The sequence below is a fragment of the Streptococcus sp. SCPM-O-B-23252 (M501) genome (assembly GCF_058200355.1).
In genome coordinates this window covers 1,281,503-1,298,994 of sequence record NZ_JBYQGS010000001.1, presented here as the reverse complement: position 1 = coordinate 1,298,994, position 17,492 = coordinate 1,281,503, and the positions used below count along the sequence as shown (strand labels likewise).

The following is a 17,492-nucleotide window of genomic DNA, read 5'->3' as shown; positions in this document are numbered from 1 at the left end:
AGAGTAGAAAGGTCAGATGACCTTTTTTATTTTGTTTGTAACGAAAAAAGGCCGTGTGGCCTTTTTTTATAATAATTGATATTCGTCAATCAGCATGATGGTTTCTCGTCCCTTATTATCGACAATTCTGACTTGTCTTGGATAATAGGGGTCGAAGGGAATTAGGAAATCAACTGCAACTTCTAAGGGGAAGTCTTTTTGACTGAACCGCAATGTTGTTTTTCCTTTTCGATTGATAAGTTCAAATTTTAGAACTGAGTTTAAGGGATAGACATGTTTGAGGTAGTTGTCAATGACATACCAGAAACTATCAATAATATCGTCTGGTAAACTGGTCATAACCCCAAAACTAGCATAGCGACCTCGAGTATTTGTAAACGCCATAGTATCTCCCTTCCTCTTTTTATTAAGTACATAGTACTTGTTTTAGGTGGATATTGCAAGTATTAAGTTCGAAAAAAAGAGCTTTCGCTCTTTTCAACTTTATTTATTTCGCAGTTCAACATAACGGTTGTACCAAATTTTGATGTATTCCTCAGAGAAAGGACCTAATTGATTGTTGATCCAATCTACAAGGATTTTGACATTTTCTTTTAGGATAAAGTCAATGTCATCTGAATAGTTCATTTTGCGTTTATGCTGTTCGTATTCTTCTACGTCCAGCAGTTTCTTATCACCACCAGGAAACACCTTGACATCAAGATCATAATCAATATACTTTAGTGCCTCTTGATCCATATAAAATGGACTGGCTAGATTACAATAGTAGGACACTTCATTATCTCGGATCATAGCGATGATATTGAACCAATACTTCTTATGAAAGTAGACGATTGCTGGCTCTCTGGTAATCCATCTTCTACCATCGCTCTCTGTAACGAGAGTATGATCATTGACGCCGATCAGTGCGTTTTCCGTAGTTTTTAGTACCATGGTGTCCCGCCACGTTCGGTGGAGACTTCCATCATGTTTATAACTTTGAATTGTAATAAAGTCGCCTTCTTTAGGTAGTTTCATAACTTACCAACTTTCTACAATCTAAGTATATCCTCTATATTGTATCATATTTTCATGAAAATAAGGGATTTTCATGTGAATTTTTATTTAAAGGAATTCGCGAAGAGCTGTAGAAATGTCAGAGTAGTCATAGCCTTTGCGAGCAAGAGCTTGGGTGAGGCGTTGTTTGAGTTCGTAGCCCTCATATTTTCGTGAGTATTTCTGGTGCTGTTTTTCCAGTTCCTTCATAATTAGGTCGAGTGTTTGTTCTTCATCTGGCTCGATATCCAACTGGTGATAGGCTTGCTTGGCAACTTCATAACTGAAGCCTTTATTGATAAGATTTTGTGTGATTTTATCTTTTAAGGCTCTTGGTGGAAGTTTTTTAGCGTATTGTTTGGCTAATTTTTGGGCTGTTCGTTGAGCTACCTCGGAAAAATCAAATTCTGAGGTGACTTGATCAATATAGTGGGAAGAGACTCCTTTTTGAATGAGCTTTTGCTTGAGGAGATAGGGTCCCTTGTCACCTGAGACGTGATTGGATTGAAAGATAGCCCGAGTATAGGCTAAGTCATCGATCCATTTGTCCTCTTTTAGGGTGTTAATGACAGTTTCAATAGTGGATTCGTCGATTTCATGCTTGGCTAAGTAGTCGCGAACTTCTCGAGCTGTACGGGCTTTAAAAGAAAGGTGATAAAGGGCTAAATTCTTAGCATTGGAAAGCTGGGCAAAGGTTTGGATTTCCTTGAGTTCTTCCTGGCTAATTTCCTTGTCTCGTGAGAGCATGAAGCGGACGATGGTGTCTTCTGTAATGTAGAGGGATTCGGCTTGATCCAGCTCTAGAAGGTAGAGACGTTTTTTCTTTTCTAATTTGGTGATTTTCATAGGATTCCTGTTTCGTTTCGATTTTATTTTTGGTTATGATCAATCTTTCTCTCTATATTATTCGTATTATTATTGAGAAATGGTCTGTAATTCCTTGTTTTTCTTTTCAATTCTATCATATTCTAAACGAATGAGAAACTACATGGTATAATAGACATATGAATCTAAAAGTTAAACAAAGAATTCCTTTGAAAATCAAGCGAATGGGAATTAATGGAGAAGGGATTGGCTTTTACAAGAAGACCTTAGTCTTTGTGCCTGGGGCTTTAAAGGGCGAAGATGTCTTTTGCCAAATTACTGCGATTCGAAAGAACTTTGCAGAAGCCAAGCTCTTGTCTGTCAACAAGGCTTCCAAGTATCGGGTAACGCCAACCTGTGATATCTATGAGACCTGTGGGGGCTGCCAGATCATGCATCTGAAGTACAGCAAGCAGTTGGAGTTCAAAACGGACTTGCTGCAGCAGGCCTTGAAAAAATATGCTCCTAAGGGGTATGAAAATTATCTGATCCGTCCGACGCTTGGGATGGAAAAACCACAGTATTATCGGGCCAAACTTCAATTTCAGACGCGTAAATTTAAGGGGCAGGTCAAGGCTGGTTTGTACGCCCAAAATTCCCATTATTTGGTGGAATTAAGGGACTGTCTGGTCCAGGATCCGGTCATTCAGGAAATCGCTAACCATGTAGCGGAGTTATTGACCTACTACCAGATTCCGATTTCAGATGATCGGAAGCAATTGGGAGTTCGAACCATCATGGTGCGCCGGGCTCGTAAGACTGGACAGGTCCAAATGATCGTGGTGACGAGTCGGCAGATTAATTTAACAGACTTGGTGGCAGATCTAGTAGCAAAACACCCTGAAATTGTGACGGTGGCAGTCAATCTGAATACCTCTAAATCCAGCGAGATCTATGGAGAGAAGACACAGATTATTTGGGGACAGGAGACCATTCGAGAAGGGGTCTTGGATTATGAATTTTCCTTGTCTCCTCGGGCCTTTTATCAGTTAAATCCTGAGCAGACAGAAGTCCTCTATAGTGAAGCTGTCAAGGCCTTGGATGTATCCCCAGAGGATCATTTGATTGATGCCTACTGCGGGGTTGGGACCATTGGTTTTGCCTTTGCGGATAAGGTCAAGAGTGTCCGGGGGATGGACATTATCCCTGAAGCGATTGAGGATGCCAAGTACAATGCTAAGCAGATGGGGTTTGCTAATACCCACTATGAAGCTGGGACGGCTGAGGAAATTATTCCTCGTTGGTACAAGGAAGGCTATCGGGCAGATGCAGTCATTGTGGATCCACCACGTACAGGACTGGGGGTTCAATTGATTGACACCTTGTTGCGCTATGCCCCTCAAAAGATGGTTTACGTTTCTTGCAATGTTTCCACCCTGGCGCGGGACCTCGTGGACTTGACCAAGGTGTATGATGTCGTCTACATCCAGTCAGTGGATATGTTTCCCCATACAGCTCGGACAGAGGCTGTTGTGAAATTGGTCAAGAAAGCTTAATCAAATAGGGATCAACAGTGGATATTTGGCAAATCATGTATGAAAAGGCCAATCAGAGGGCCAAGGAGCTCTCCCAGGAGGAGCGTTAGATTCCAAAGATCTTAGATGAGAGAAGAATGTGAGTGTGAAAGATGGACAATAAAATTGATGTATCGATTCCCGTTGCTCAAGTCATTGATCAACATCCGGAAGTATTGGACTTGTTGGTGGAGTTGGGCTTTAAACCCTTAGCCAATCCGATCATGCGCAATACAGTTGGGCGCAAGGTTTCCTTGAAACAAGGATCAAAATTAGAAGGCACTCCTATGGAGAAGATTGTACGAACACTAGAGGCCAATGGCTATGAAGTAGTGGGGCTAGACTAATGAGTGATGAACGAATTCATGTCTTAAGAGATATCTTATTAGACCTTCATCATGGAGCTTCTCCTGAGTCGGTTCAGGAACGCTTTGATGCGACCTTTAGCGGGGTGTCTGCGATTGAGATTTCCCTCATGGAACATGAACTGATGAATTCCGATGCAGGTATCACCTTTGAGGATGTCATGGAGCTGTGCGATGTCCATGCTAATCTCTTTAAGAACGCTGTACAAGGGGTTGAAGTAACAGATACCGATCATCCAGGTCATCCGGTTCAGATTTTTAAACAGGAGAATCTAGCCCTTCGGGCCGCTATGATGCGGGTCCGTCGCTTGCTGGATAATTATGAGACGACGGAGGATCCTGAGATGATCCAGGAGATTCACAAAGGCCTCTTGCGTCAGTTGGGCTTGGTGGGTCAATTTGATCGGCATTACCGTCGCAAGGAAGAGTTGATGTTCCCCATTATGGAGCGCTATGGGCATGATTCCCCCCCTAAAGTCATGTGGGGAGTGGATGACCAGATTCGAGAACTCTTTGCGAAAGCTATGGACGCAGCCAAGAAACTACAGGATTCTGGTATTTCTGAAGTCAAAGAGCGCTTTGAAGCCTTTGCGCAAGAGTTTGAGGCTATGATCTTCAAGGAAGAATCGATCCTCTTGATGATTTTGCTGGAGGCTTTTAGCCAGGATGATTGGCTCTCCATTGCGGAAGAAAGCGATGCATATGGTTATGCTATTATCATTCCGAGTGAGAAATGGGTGCCGAAACGCGTGGACTTCAAGGAAGAAGGAGCAAGAGAGTCAGAAGGTTCAACTGAAGCACTTCCTTCTTCAAATGGAGATGAGCACTGTCAGGTCATTGAGACTCCTGAGGGACAATTGACCATAACCTTCACGCCTAAGAAAAAAGAAGAGAGCTCCGACCGCCAGCAACCACAAGCTTTTGGCCATGGATTTTTATCGGTGGAGCAGGCGAATTTGATCTTGAACCATCTACCGATGGAGATCACCTTTGTCAATAAGGATGATATCTTTCAGTATTACAATGATGCAGCGCCCTTTGAGGAGATGATCTTCAAAAGGACGCCGTCGCAGGTAGGACGCAATGTCGAATTGTGTCACCCGCCAAAATATTTGGAGAAGGTCAAAGCCATCATGCAGGGGCTTCGAGAAGGGAAAAAAGACAAGTACGAAATGTGGTTCAAATCCGAATCACGTGGGAAATTTGTCCATGTCACCTATGCGGCAGTGCGTGATGAAGCAGGAGATTTTCAAGGTGTCTTGGAATATGTCCAGGATATCCAACCCTATCGGGAGATCGATAGTGAATTTTATAGAGGATTGGAGTAAGAATGAGCTACGAAAAAGAATTTATGAAAGAATTTGAGGCCTGGATCAAGACCCAGGTCATGATCAATGAGATGGCCCTGACAGAAAGCAAGAAGGTCTATGAAGAAGATCAGGACGAGCGGGCCAAGGAAGCTATGATCCGCTACGAGAGTCGCTTGGATGCCTATCAATTCCTTCAAGGGAAGTTTGCTAACTACCACGAGGGGAAAGGGTTCCACGATCTTCCAGATGGCTTGTTTGGAGAGAGAACCTATTAAAAGCTCTTTGTGAAGGCCTTTTACTGGCTGGATTGGGCTGAAAATAGTGCAATGACTTGATTTTTCGAGGGATTGTGTTACAATAAAAAAGTTGAACACACATCAACGAATTATCGAAAGTAATATTGGTGATGAAACCTTGTTGCCTTAGGGATTGATCACTGGATACGTAGGAGGAAAAATGGCAAAGAAGAACGTTAACCGTGCGAAACAATACAAACATCAAAATAGACATCTTTTGAAAAAAGCTGTCGAAACTGTAGGAGCAGCTGTTAAAGAAGCACCTAAGAAAGTTGAAAAAGCAGCAAAAGCAGTAGCGAAAGAAGTGAAACAAGCAGCTTCTTCAGTAGAAGAATTCGCTGCAAGCTTGGAAGGTGTAGCACTAGATCGTGCGCAAACATTCTATGATGAAGGTATTCGCTCTGTTGCGGACTTTGCAAACTGGACAGAGAAAGAGTTGTTGGCCCTTAAAGGAATCGGCCCAGCTACTATCAAAAAATTGCAAGAACTTGGTGTCAAGTTTAAATAATCACTTTTGTGATTTCTTGCTATTTCCAGGAAAACTTGATAAAATGAAGCTGTTAGAGGTGTTTTGAGTCCCACATTATACAGAAAGTGGCGGTGCTGAGAAGTCCACAAATGTGTCAAAACTGGTAGCTAATGGATGAAAAATTGAAATAAAAATATCTTTTTGTTTAAAAGACGAGAGTTGCGGGCGTTGCCCGAAATTGGGTGGTACCGCGGATAAACATATTCGTCCCTGTCAGATTGATGACAGGGACGATTTTTTGTAGAAAGCGAGGGAGGAAAATGACAAGAGCAGAGTTGCCAGAACGAATCGAAACGGAGCGTCTAGTCTTACGAGTCCGAACAGTGGCTGATGCAGAGGACATATATGCTTACGCTAGTCTTCCAGAAGTCTCCTACCTAGCAGGTTTTCCACCCGTCAAGAACTTGGAAGATGAGATTTATTATCTAGAGCATATCCTTCCTGAGCGCAATGAAAAGGACAATCTCCCAGCTGGCTATGGAATTGTGGTCAAAGGAACCGATAAAGTCATTGGTTCTGTCGACTTCAATCATCGCCACGAAGACGATGTGCTGGAGATTGGCTATACCTTGCACCCAGACTATTGGGGGCGAGGCTATGTGCCAGAAGCAGCGCGTGCCTTGATTGATCTGGCTTTTAAAGAACTGGGGCTTCATAAGGTAGAATTGTCTTGCTTTGGCTACAACCTTCAAAGTCAACGAGTCGCGGAAAAACTTGGCTTTACCCTTGAAGCTCGCATAAGAGACCGCAAAGATGCTCAAGGCAACCGCTGTGATGATTTGAGATATGGCTTGCTGAAGAGTGAGTGGGAGGTGGATTGATGCATGTTTTCATCATTGGAGCTCCAGCTGCAGGGAAAATGACCATTGGTCAGGAACTTTCGGAACTCACCGGTGCGACTCTCTTTTTCAACCATCAACCAATTGATTTCGCACTCGAAATCTATCAGGATTTTACGGAAGAAATGTGGGAATTTGTTCGTAGCGTTAACTTTTCTTTTCTTGGAACAAGCGCCAGGCATCATCGGTCGGTGATTTTAACAGGTGTAACTGATTTTTCAAATCAATACCATCTGATGTATTTGAAGGATATTCAAGATTTATTAAATGAGTATCATCAAGAGATTCTCTTTGTTGAATTAGAAACGTCTCTTGAGGAGCGCTTACGTCGCAATCGGACGGAGAATCGGTTGAAATACAAACCCTTGAAACGGAATTTTGAGGTATCTGAAAGAGAAATTTTAGAGACTGATAAAACAGATCAACTTAATTCTCAAAAGCAACCGAGTGGTCTTCACCACTACCTGAAAATTGATAATACGAATCTGTCTGCAGAAGAAGTCGCAAACCAGATTCAAGAAAAAATGAAAACAATAGAGAAAGGACACACACATGTCTAAAGAACTTTCACCTAAATACAATCCAGCCGAGGTTGAGGCTGGTCGTTACCAAAAATGGCTTGACGAAGATGTTTTCAAGCCTTCAGGCGATAAAAAGGCTAAGCCATACTCTATCGTGATTCCACCACCAAACGTAACTGGTAAACTTCACCTTGGTCACGCTTGGGATACAACTTTGCAAGATATCATTATCCGTCAAAAACGTATGCAAGGCTTTGATACGCTTTGGCTTCCAGGGATGGACCACGCTGGGATTGCTACTCAGGCTAAGGTTGAGGAGCGCTTGCGTGGCGAGGGCATTAGTCGTTATGACCTCGGTCGTGAAAAATTCCTTGAGAAAGTCTGGGAATGGAAAGACGAATATGCCACTACTATCAAAGAACAATGGGGCAAGATGGGGCTCTCTGTAGACTACTCTCGTGAGCGTTTCACACTTGATGAAGGTTTGTCAAAAGCGGTTCGTAAGGTCTTTGTGGACCTATACAAAAAAGGCTGGATCTACCGTGGTGAATTTATCATCAACTGGGACCCAGCGGCTCGCACAGCCCTCTCTGATATTGAGGTAATCCACAAGGACGTCGAAGGTGCCTTCTACCACATGAACTACATGCTAGAAGATGGCTCACGCGCCCTTGAAGTTGCGACAACTCGTCCTGAGACTATGTTTGGGGACGTTGCGGTTGCGGTCAATCCAGAAGACCCACGCTACAAGGACTTGATTGGTAAAAACGTCGTCCTTCCTATCGCTAATAAATTGATTCCAATCGTTGGGGACGAACACGCAGATCCTGAATTTGGTACTGGTGTCGTGAAAATCACTCCTGCCCACGATCCAAACGACTTCTTGGTCGGTCAACGTCACAACTTGCCACAAGTCAACGTCATGAACGATGACGGAACTATGAACGACTTGGCCTTCGAATTTGCAGGCATGGACCGTTTTGAAGCTCGTAAGGCAGTCGTTGCCAAGTTGGAAGAAATCGGTGCCCTCGTTAAAATCGAAAAACGTGTCCACAGTGTTGGTCACTCAGAACGTACAGGTGTTGTAGTTGAGCCACGCTTGTCTACGCAGTGGTTTGTCAAGATGGACCAATTGGCTAATAATGCCATTGCAAACCAAGACACAGATGATAAGGTAGAATTCTACCCACCTCGTTTCAACGATACCTTCCTCCAATGGATGGAAAATGTCCATGACTGGGTAATCTCTCGTCAGCTCTGGTGGGGTCACCAAATCCCTGCTTGGTACAATGCTGAGGGTGAAATGTACGTTGGCGAAGAAGCTCCAGAAGGTGACGGATGGACTCAGGACGAAGACGTCTTGGATACTTGGTTCAGTTCTGCCCTTTGGCCATTCTCAACTATGGGTTGGCCGGATGTTGACTCAGAAGACTTCAAACGTTACTTCCCAACTTCAACCTTGGTAACAGGTTACGACATCATCTTCTTCTGGGTGTCTCGTATGATCTTCCAATCATTGGAATTCACTGGCCGTCAGCCATTCCAAAACGTCCTTATCCACGGTCTCATTCGTGACGAGCAAGGACGCAAGATGTCTAAATCTCTGGGTAACGGGATTGACCCAATGGATGTCATCGAGAAATACGGTGCCGATGCCCTTCGTTGGTTCCTTTCAAACGGTTCTGCACCAGGGCAAGACGTGCGCTTCTCTTACGAGAAAATGGATGCTTCATGGAACTTCATTAACAAGATTTGGAACATCTCTCGCTACATCCTCATGAACAATGAAGGCTTGACCCTTGAGCAAGCAACGGCTAATGTGGAAAAAGTTGTTAACAAGGAAGCTGGAAATGTCACTGACCGCTGGATCCTCCACAACCTCAACGAAACGATCGGCAAAGTCACTGAAAACTTTGATAAGTTTGAGTTTGGTGTCGCTGGGCACATCCTTTACAACTTCATCTGGGACGAGTTTGCGGACTGGTACGTTGAGTTGACCAAGGAAGTCCTTTATAGCGATAATGAAGAAGAGAAAGTCATCACACGTTCTGTTCTCCTTTATACTTTGGACAAGATCCTTCGTCTCCTTCACCCAATCATGCCTTTCGTGACAGAGGAAATCTTTGGTCAAATCTCAGAAGGCTCTATCGTCACAGCGGAATACCCAACTGTTAACCCAGCCTTTGAAGACCTTGCAGCTCACACTGGTGTAGAAAGCCTTAAAGACTTGATCCGTGCTGTTCGTAATGCGCGTGCGGAAGTAAACGTTGCTCCAAGCAAGCCAATCACGATTCTTGTTAAGACAAGTGATAGCGATTTGGAAGCCTTCTTTAACAGCAATGTTAACTATATCAAACGCTTCACAAATCCAGAACACTTGGAAATCGCATCAAACATCCCTGCACCTGAACTCGCGATGTCAAGCGTCATCACTGGAGCAGAAATCTACTTGCCACTGGCAGACCTCCTCAATGTCGAAGAAGAACTCGCTCGTCTCGATAAGGAACTGGCTAAATGGCAAAAAGAACTGGATATGGTCGGTAAGAAGCTCTCTAATGAACGCTTCGTAGCCAATGCCAAACCAGAAGTCGTCCAAAAAGAACGCGACAAACAAGCCGACTACCAAGCCAAATACGATGCGACCGTAGCACGTATTGATGAGATGAAGAAGTTGGTTAAATAAACATAGAAACACGGCGGAATGCCGTGTTTTTTTGTATAATAATGTTAAATATACATTAAAAGAGAGGTAGATTTATGCCTTATGAAATAGGTGGAAGAGCAGATAAATTAGGTAATAAATATGAGTTCAATTGGATTGTTTTGAAATTTATTGATATCATAGCTGAAAAAATAGATGCTATAAAAATTGAACCAATTGGTCCCGAAGCTGATCGTGTGGATGTTTTAGTAAGATATAGAAATGGGAGTAAGGAGGCACAACAATGCAAAGGAAGAAATGCTAGTAAAGAAAATTGGTCTCTTGCGGATTTAAATCAAAGAGGAATTCTTAATAGTTGGAGGAGACATTTAGAAAGGGATCCACAAGTTAAGGTTTCATTAGTTAGTCCACTACCGTTTATAAGTTTCTCTGATTTGATTTATAGGGCTAAAACTAATGATGATGATCAGTATTTCATTGAATATCAGGTTCAGACATCTTCAGTAATCAGTAGCTTATTGAACGATTATATTAAATATTTAGGTTTTTCTAAGGAAAAAGATATTCGAAAAGTTATAGATTTTTTAAGTAGAACGGTGATTAGGCAAGAACCGTATCCAGATAATGAAGAATTTATTAAAGATAAGGTTAGTCAATATTTTATTGGTGATGCTACTAGCATAAAGTCAAAATTCATTAATTTAATTTTACAAGGTGAAATTTATGGAAGATGGCTTTCATTTCAGGATTTAGAGAAATTTATTAAAAATGAGAAAATTGAATTCAGAAATTTAGCACGTGATGATAGGATAATGCCTAGAATACATATTTTAAATGATGAGTATAAAAATAGCTTTAAAACATTGGATTCGGGTCTAAAAATTCGCACACAATTTGATGAATGTAAGAAATATATTCAAGAAGGAAAGTCAATTATCATTCACGGTAAAGCTGGGAATGGTAAAAGCGGTTTAACAGAAAATATTATTGATTGGTGTAATAAAAGTAATATTTTACACTTAGATTTAAAACTAGATTGTTATATTCCTGAGGGTACGGCACAAGGATGGGGGGAGAAATTAGGATTTCCTGCTAGCATTAGTTATTGTTTGAACGCTTTTTCTAAAGAGAATAATGTTGTTCTTATATTAGATCAACTAGATGCGTTAAGATGGACAGCAAGAAATTCTAAAAGTTCACTTGTGACTTGTTTGGAGTTGATTCGAGAGATACGGAACCTCAATTTGGAAAGAGAGAATAAAATCTCAATTATTTTTGTTTGTAGAACTTATGATTTAGAAAATGATAGCGGAATTAAGGCGTTATTTGAAAATAAATCGAAAGATGATGCAGAGTCTTGGCATAAAGTTGAAGTTAATGAATTATTTGAAAATGAGGTTGAGGAAATTTTAGGGAGTAAATACCATAATTATCCAAACAGATTAAGACAGTTGTTGAGAACCCCGAGTAATCTTTATATTTGGGAACAAATTAATTACAAAGAAGAATACTATCAAATAAAAAATACTTATAACCTAGTTGATAAATGGTGGAGGGATTTATCAGAAAAATGCCAGGAAGCCGATTTAAGTGAAGATGATCTGAATAAATTAAAAGAAAAACTTGTCAATTTATTTGCTGATACAGGTAAAACCGTGTTTAGTAAGAGAAGAATAATAGGTAATGAGAAAGCTCTGCGATATTTAATTAGCCAAGGGATGTTAACAGAGCGTTCCAACAAAGTTTCTTTTGTTCATCAGTCATTCTTAGATTGTTTTGTTGCAGAGCAAATGATTCTTGATTACTACGATAATTATGACGATATAAATGAAATTATTGGAGATAAAACTCAACAGAATCCAACAAGACGTTATCAATTTCAAATTTTTCTTCAATCATTATTAGAAGAATCAGAAAAAGATTTTTTAGATTTTGGAACTAAATTAATAAAGAGTAATAATGTCAGGTTTAATTTCAAATATGTTTTCTTTGAAATCTTAGGAAGTATTCAAGAACCATCTAAAAAGATTTTAAATTATATAGCAGATCTGATTCAAGATATAAATTATAGAAATCATTTATGCCAAACGGTAATTAGTGGTCATCCTGCATATGTTAATTTTTTAGTAAAAAAGGATGTGTTGCAAAAATTTTTAGATATCAATAAAGCATTAGTAATTAACTTATTAAGCAGTATTTCTCCATATTATACAACTGAAGCTACTCAATTTATAAGAAATGCTATAAAAATTTCTGATGATAAGCACGAATGGCGTAGTTGTTTTTATAGTGACTATAATAATGATTCTGAAAACTTTTTTAATTTAAGATTACATTATTGGAGTGATTTTATTGAAAATATAGAATTCTATGATGATTACTATAAAAATTTAAATTATTATAAAATTAAAGTGATTTGCTTATTACTTGATAAATTTCAAGACTCTGATAATAGCAATAGATTTTATAATGAATCAAAGAATTTCGATGAAAACTCCCATAATTACATAGATAAAAATTGTATACAAATCGTCCAAATATTATTACCTTATCTTAGAAAGTATTCCGAGAATAATTCAACTAAATACAATCTAGCCTTGAAAGAACGCGATAGCTTACAAAGATATTACCTTCATTTATTAAATGAAGCAAATAAATATTTAATTTCGAAACATCCTGAGATTTTTTTGAAAACTTATAGTAATTATATGGGAAAAGGTGATTATCTCTATAATGAAGTTATTTTAGATGCTTTGCATAATTTACCAGAGAGTTATTCTGATAATTGTATCGAATACTTATTGATTGATTTTAATAAAACACTCTTTGAAAAATCCCAAGGTTATGAAGAAAAATTGATTTTAGCCAAACGATTGATTTCTAAGGTCTCAAAAAGATGTTCATTAGAAATGTACCATAAACTTGAAGAACAAATTATTCATTATGTATCACCTGAGGCTAAACAAAGACTAGCAAGGAGAATTGAAACAAATAAATCTCAAAATGATTATAGGGTTTATTGGCCATTTTGGGGAGATTTTCAGTATAGATTGCTATCAGTTTTACCGAAAAACAGAATGAGTAAAGAAGCTATCGAATTACTAAAGGTATTAGAACGATCTAATAGTTTTTCTGATTCTTTTTATGGCTCACATTGTGGAAGTGTAGTATCTCCGCTACAAGGAAAGGATATTTCTGCTAAATCTTGGAGAAATATTCTCATCAGTTCAAAAGGTGAGACTAAATGTAGATGGGATAGTGAGAGGCAAATATTTATTGAGTCTTCTCCCAGAGAATTAGCTAGGGATTTTAGAAATGCTGTTTCTAAAAATCCTAAAGAATACGTTTCTTTATTTTTAAACTTATCGTCCAATCATAAAATCAATGAACATTATATAGATGGTCTACTAGGTGGAATTGTAGACTTAGAAAAAATTCCAGACCCTGTTTTAAGTGACCTTGAATTCATACTATTAAATTTTGTAAATGAAGATAATTGGGAGAATCTTTATTATTTTTTCCGAGTCATAGAGGAACACGCAAGTATGGGATGGTCCGATGAAGTTTTTGGAAAGCTTAATTATTATCTTAAGAAAACTGATTTAGATGTTCTTGATAAATTTAACGAGAATCAAACTCTGGAAAATTATTTACAACAGTCATACTCAACTTTAAGAGGTCATGGAATACACGCTTTGACAAAACTAATAGAAAATTCACCAACAAACATTTCGTACTTCAAAAATACTATTATTTCACTTGCTAATGATAAGACTGACTACGTACGCTTAAATACTATTTTTCTTCTGTATATAATTTTAGATTTAGATAAAGATTTTGCTAGAGAGTTATTTAGAGGGATTTTTACGGATGAAAAGATGATAATTCATTGGTATAGTAACTACATTTTGTTTAGACTATACGAAGATGAAAAAGAACGAATTCAATCTTTATTGCAATTAGCTTTCGATTCAAAAGATACATTACTTGTAAAAAATGCCTCATTTCTGATTACAGAAATTTACTTAAATAAAGGAGAAATGGAATCATCTGTTTATAGTGGAAGTGCACTTCAAGCAGAAGGTATTTGCCAGATGGCAATAAATTATTTAAAGGTAAAGAACCATGAAGAGAAATCAAAGAAGATTATACTTCATTATTTAAGTGAGAATATTACAAATTTAGAAAAAATTTTACCTCAGTTATTCAGGGATGGTTTGTTGGATATTAAAGAAGATAGAGATTTAATACTTAAACTACTAACTTCAGAATATAAAGATAAGTTATATTATTATTTTTTAGAATCTCTTGAAAAACAAGTATCGATTTCAAATTATACAACCATCATTTTTGAAACAGTGTCTAATATTGTGAGCAAAAACAATAAATTGAAATTGGAAACATATTATTATAGACGAATAGAAGAATATCTTTCTAGGTTAATGATACAGCTTTATGATGAACACAAAGGCGATGATGTTGCTGATAATTGTTTAGATATTATTGATCAAATGTTTGAAAATGAGTTTGGTAGCTCGCGAATTCTAATCGAAGAATTGATGAATAAATAAAAAATGCTGAATCTCTGTTCTCAATAAATTATTCATGTTATACTAGAAAAGTCAATATTTTAGAAAGCAGGTTACTACATGACAAATTCTGTAAGTTCGAACCGACCTGAGAAGTACAACATTGCAGCTTTCTTCTCAGGTGTTGGGGGAATTGAGTTGGGATTTGAACAGACCAACGAGTTCAGAGTGGTGTATGCCAATGAATTTGATAAGTATGCGCGTCAGACTTATCGTTTAAATTATCCAAATACGCATTTGGATAGTCGTGATATTCATGCGGTGCAACCGGAAGACATTCCGGCTGAGCGCGTGGATGTGATTATGGGAGGTTTCCCTTGTCAGGCCTTTAGTATTGCGGGTTATCGCAAGGGCTTTGATGATGATCGTGGCGATCTTTTCTTCGAATTGCTTCGCATGATTGAGGGGTGCAAACCTCGCGCCATTTTTATCGAAAACGTCAAGAACATGGTCGGTCATGACCACGGCAATACCTTCAAGGTTATTCGTGAAGCCTTGACCGAGAACAACTACTTCATCAAGTGGAAGGTTCTCAACGGGAAAGACTATGGGAATATCCCACAAAACCGCGAGCGGATCTATATCGTTGGTTTTGATACTAAAGAAGCCTACGACTTATTTGAATTCCCAGAGGAAATCAAACTAACAACGACCTTGGCTGATGTCATTGATTTTGGTGCCAAGCCTGATGAGGCCTACTATTATCGAGAAGGGAAACAAAATTTCTACGATCAGTTGAAGTTTGAAGTGACTAGTCAAGATACGGTTTATCAATGGCGTCGTCAGTATGTCCGTGAAAACAAAAACGGTGTAGTCCCTACCTTGACAGCCAATATGGGAACAGGTGGACACAATGTTCCATTGATCTTGACTGACACTGGGGAGATTCGGAAGTTAACTCCCAAAGAAACCTTTAATGTTCAAGGCTATCCTAAATCCTTTAAAATCCCTGAGGGAGTTTCCAATGGTCAGCTCTACAAACAAGCTGGAAACAGTGTGGTTGTTCCTGTGATTAAACGCATTGCAGAGCGGATTGCTTTTGCCCTTAATGAGAGCAATGGGCCGTCTCAACTGGATCGTTCAGGAAAATTTGCCATTATCTACACCAAGATGAATGGTCAATTTGAAGGTCAGTCTTATGTGAAAGATTTTGTCTCCACTTATGAGGAAGCAGAGAAGAAGATTGCCTCCTATGAGGATGGGCTTGCAATTTTATCGGATGAAGATTATTTCAGATTGGTAAAAAAACGTGGGAATTTTGAGTTTTACAGCATTATTTAACGAATTATATAAGTAAGGGGACTAGTGAAAAACTAGTCTTCTTTTGATATACTTAAATAAGAAGTGAGGATTGAATGATGTGGGAACACCTAAAACAAGAACAAAAGGATAAATACAAGACTCTCATTACCAATTTTGCTAGTCTGAGTGAAGCATTTTCTCAAAAAGCAGAAGGTGAAGATTCTGATGATCGAGAAAGCTATGTTGCTCCGATTGTCAATTCAAAATTCCAAGAGACTGTTTTCCAAAAAGCTTTTCATGCGGTTGGTGAGGATATTGCTAATACCTCCTATGATGCTTCGGTTGTCGTTGATGAGCAACATAAGTATTTGGTTGGGATTAAATCCTTTGGTTTGGACTCAGGGGATCAAAAGATTGCTCAGTTCAAGAAAGATTCACAGTCTTGGAATGAGCTGTTGAGTGAAATTCGATTTCAGGCTGATATTTCACCAGACAAGGAAACCGCTGATAACGAAAATCGTGCTCGCTATGAAAAACTGGCCCGTGAGATTGCGACCTTGCGAAATCAACGGATTGAATCATCCAAAGCACTCATAAAGGGATTACATTCTGACGCTAGTCACATAGAAGCTGTGTATCATGTCTTGATGCCGACCTCGAAAGGTCACAAACCTCAGATCCATGTGGGAGAGACGACTTATCTGCCGGTTGACCTAGACCATCTCAAGATTTTAGGCTCGACAACCAAGAACAATCCGACAAATTTCCGTTTTACAGATGGCCATCATGATTATAAATACACGGCTGCAGATAGTCAGCTCCATATGACCTTTAGGAATAAGGAGATTGTAGTTGACACCTGGGATGTGAATTATGTCGAAGATCCCTTTTATCTTTTTGAACACCTTCATTTATTGACTTCGGAAAAAAGTGATTCGGAGATTCTTGAGACGGTGTCGTGGGCAATTACAGACAAACATGGAAATGTAGAAGAAAATTCTGGCTTTAATGCTTTTAATGGTGGTTCAAAGTTGGCCAAGAAGGATCGCTTGCCACGGATTTTAAAGATTCAGGACAAATTTAAAGATAGTCTCGCTCCAGAAGAACTAGCTTTTGTGACCTTTGCTTTAGAAGAAATCCTCTTGAAAAAATGGTCTAGCAAGGAAGAAAAAGCTAAGATGAAGTCCATTCGTGACGACTTGATTCGTTTTGTACACGAGACGGGGAATGAAAAACTAATCAAAGAAATTGAACAGCTGGTGTATCGCCCAGTCAGTGAAGTGTATATCCCTCTTCCAGACTCCAAACATTTCCATGAGGAGCGTCCAGACTTTTTTGGTAAAGGGATTGGAAGGTTTGAGCCAGGTACGAGTAAACTTGCACTCCCGAAAGAAGAACGGACCTTTAAGCTACGATTTTTATCATCAGGTGATGTGATTACGGCCTATATCAACCAAGAAGCCGGGAAGGCCATTCAATCAACTGATAAGCAAGAAATCCTTGGCAATTGGATTCTTCGTGGTGTCTTTCAGTTAAAAGACAGAGAGATCTTAACGGGTAAGAAACTGTCTCAGCTAGAAATCAATGGTATCCGTCTTTCCAAATTCAAAAACGGTGAAATCGGCATTGACTTCATCTGGATCGATGTGGACAATCCTCCTGCAGATGCGATTGGTTGGGTTGCAAAAGCTTCTTCATCCACATGATAAAAGAACCTCCTAGTTTT

14 protein-coding genes are annotated in these 17,492 nt (G+C 39.3%); 11 read left to right on the top strand and 3 right to left on the bottom strand.

What is annotated here, in order from left to right; genetic code table 11:
- Window positions 1–66: 66 nt before the first annotated feature.
- From AC3E6G_RS06355 to recX, 3 genes are all read right to left on the bottom strand, one after another.
- Complete coding sequence (locus AC3E6G_RS06355; protein ID WP_048715845.1) at window positions 67–384, bottom strand: DUF960 domain-containing protein; 318 nt, start codon at window positions 382–384, stop codon at window positions 67–69.
- A 99-nt stretch (window positions 385–483) separates the two neighbouring features.
- Window positions 484–1,017, bottom strand: a complete 534-nt coding sequence (gene ntdP, locus AC3E6G_RS06350; protein ID WP_048715843.1) for a nucleoside tri-diphosphate phosphatase — start codon at window positions 1,015–1,017, stop codon at window positions 484–486.
- Window positions 1,018–1,104: 87 nt separating this feature from the next.
- Window positions 1,105–1,881, bottom strand: a complete 777-nt coding sequence (gene recX, locus AC3E6G_RS06345) for a recombination regulator RecX (protein ID WP_048715842.1) — start codon at window positions 1,879–1,881, stop codon at window positions 1,105–1,107.
- Window positions 1,882–2,039: 158 nt separating this feature from the next.
- Here recX and rlmD point away from each other — a divergent pair, with 158 nt between their 5' ends.
- The 11 genes from rlmD (at window position 2,040) to AC3E6G_RS06290 (ending at window position 17,472) form a co-directional block, all read left to right on the top strand.
- Window positions 2,040–3,395, top strand: a complete 1,356-nt coding sequence (rlmD, locus tag AC3E6G_RS06340; protein WP_048715840.1) for a 23S rRNA (uracil(1939)-C(5))-methyltransferase RlmD — start codon at window positions 2,040–2,042, stop codon at window positions 3,393–3,395.
- A 131-nt stretch (window positions 3,396–3,526) separates the two neighbouring features.
- A complete protein-coding gene (locus AC3E6G_RS06335) occupies window positions 3,527–3,760 on the top strand; it encodes a DUF1858 domain-containing protein (protein ID WP_006596822.1) in 234 nt (77 codons plus the stop codon).
- A complete protein-coding gene (locus AC3E6G_RS06330) occupies window positions 3,760–5,106 on the top strand; it encodes a DUF438 domain-containing protein (protein ID WP_195611498.1) in 1,347 nt (448 codons plus the stop codon). Before AC3E6G_RS06335 ends, AC3E6G_RS06330 begins: the two co-directional genes overlap by 1 nt.
- 2 nt (window positions 5,107–5,108) lie before the next feature.
- Window positions 5,109–5,363, top strand: a complete 255-nt coding sequence (locus tag AC3E6G_RS06325) for a DUF1912 family protein (protein WP_006596820.1) — start codon at window positions 5,109–5,111, stop codon at window positions 5,361–5,363.
- 181 nt (window positions 5,364–5,544) lie between these two features.
- The gene (locus AC3E6G_RS06320; RefSeq protein ID WP_048789067.1) at window positions 5,545–5,892 is read left to right on the top strand and encodes a helix-hairpin-helix domain-containing protein; all 348 of its coding nucleotides are present in this window, start codon (window positions 5,545–5,547) and stop codon (window positions 5,890–5,892) included.
- Between the two features lie 281 nt (window positions 5,893–6,173).
- A complete protein-coding gene (locus tag AC3E6G_RS06315) occupies window positions 6,174–6,734 on the top strand; it encodes a GNAT family N-acetyltransferase (RefSeq protein ID WP_185761544.1) in 561 nt (186 codons plus the stop codon).
- Window positions 6,734–7,312 carry an AAA family ATPase gene (locus AC3E6G_RS06310; protein WP_195611495.1) on the top strand — a complete coding sequence of 193 codons (579 nt, stop codon included), beginning with the start codon at window positions 6,734–6,736 and terminating at the stop codon, window positions 7,310–7,312. Before AC3E6G_RS06315 ends, AC3E6G_RS06310 begins: the two co-directional genes overlap by 1 nt.
- Window positions 7,305–9,956 carry a valine--tRNA ligase gene (locus tag AC3E6G_RS06305; RefSeq protein WP_195611491.1) on the top strand — a complete coding sequence of 884 codons (2,652 nt, stop codon included), beginning with the start codon at window positions 7,305–7,307 and terminating at the stop codon, window positions 9,954–9,956. The genes AC3E6G_RS06310 and AC3E6G_RS06305 overlap by 8 nt, the downstream gene beginning before the upstream one ends.
- Before the next feature lie 74 nt (window positions 9,957–10,030).
- The gene (locus AC3E6G_RS06300) at window positions 10,031–14,506 is read left to right on the top strand and encodes an NACHT domain-containing protein (protein ID WP_154858774.1); all 4,476 of its coding nucleotides are present in this window, start codon (window positions 10,031–10,033) and stop codon (window positions 14,504–14,506) included.
- 78 nt (window positions 14,507–14,584) lie between these two features.
- Window positions 14,585–15,805 (top strand): DNA cytosine methyltransferase, encoded by a 1,221-nt coding sequence (locus AC3E6G_RS06295; RefSeq protein WP_125335186.1) that lies wholly within the window; start codon window positions 14,585–14,587, stop codon window positions 15,803–15,805.
- A gap of 77 nt (window positions 15,806–15,882) precedes the next feature.
- Entirely contained in the window at window positions 15,883–17,472 is a 1,590-nt protein-coding gene (locus AC3E6G_RS06290; protein ID WP_125335596.1) for a hypothetical protein, read from the top strand.
- The last annotated feature ends 20 nt before the right edge of the window (window positions 17,473–17,492 follow it).

What these genes read in the sequence shown, in the direction of transcription:
- recX (WP_048715842.1), bottom strand. Translation starts at nt 1,881, where the DNA reads ATGAAAATCACCAAATTAGAAAAGAAAAAACGTCTCTACCTTCTAGAG.
- AC3E6G_RS06310 (WP_195611495.1), top strand. Translation starts at nt 6,734, where the DNA reads ATGCATGTTTTCATCATTGGAGCTCCAGCTGCAGGGAAAATGACCATT.
- AC3E6G_RS06305 (WP_195611491.1), top strand. Translation starts at nt 7,305, where the DNA reads ATGTCTAAAGAACTTTCACCTAAATACAATCCAGCCGAGGTTGAGGCT.
- AC3E6G_RS06335 (WP_006596822.1), top strand. Translation starts at nt 3,527, where the DNA reads ATGGACAATAAAATTGATGTATCGATTCCCGTTGCTCAAGTCATTGAT.
- AC3E6G_RS06315 (WP_185761544.1), top strand. Translation starts at nt 6,174, where the DNA reads ATGACAAGAGCAGAGTTGCCAGAACGAATCGAAACGGAGCGTCTAGTC.
- AC3E6G_RS06300 (WP_154858774.1), top strand. Translation starts at nt 10,031, where the DNA reads ATGCCTTATGAAATAGGTGGAAGAGCAGATAAATTAGGTAATAAATAT.
- AC3E6G_RS06325 (WP_006596820.1), top strand. Translation starts at nt 5,109, where the DNA reads ATGAGCTACGAAAAAGAATTTATGAAAGAATTTGAGGCCTGGATCAAG.
- AC3E6G_RS06290 (WP_125335596.1), top strand. Translation starts at nt 15,883, where the DNA reads ATGTGGGAACACCTAAAACAAGAACAAAAGGATAAATACAAGACTCTC.
- rlmD (WP_048715840.1), top strand. Translation starts at nt 2,040, where the DNA reads ATGAATCTAAAAGTTAAACAAAGAATTCCTTTGAAAATCAAGCGAATG.
- ntdP (WP_048715843.1), bottom strand. Translation starts at nt 1,017, where the DNA reads ATGAAACTACCTAAAGAAGGCGACTTTATTACAATTCAAAGTTATAAA.
- AC3E6G_RS06295 (WP_125335186.1), top strand. Translation starts at nt 14,585, where the DNA reads ATGACAAATTCTGTAAGTTCGAACCGACCTGAGAAGTACAACATTGCA.
- AC3E6G_RS06355 (WP_048715845.1), bottom strand. Translation starts at nt 384, where the DNA reads ATGGCGTTTACAAATACTCGAGGTCGCTATGCTAGTTTTGGGGTTATG.
- AC3E6G_RS06330 (WP_195611498.1), top strand. Translation starts at nt 3,760, where the DNA reads ATGAGTGATGAACGAATTCATGTCTTAAGAGATATCTTATTAGACCTT.
- AC3E6G_RS06320 (WP_048789067.1), top strand. Translation starts at nt 5,545, where the DNA reads ATGGCAAAGAAGAACGTTAACCGTGCGAAACAATACAAACATCAAAAT.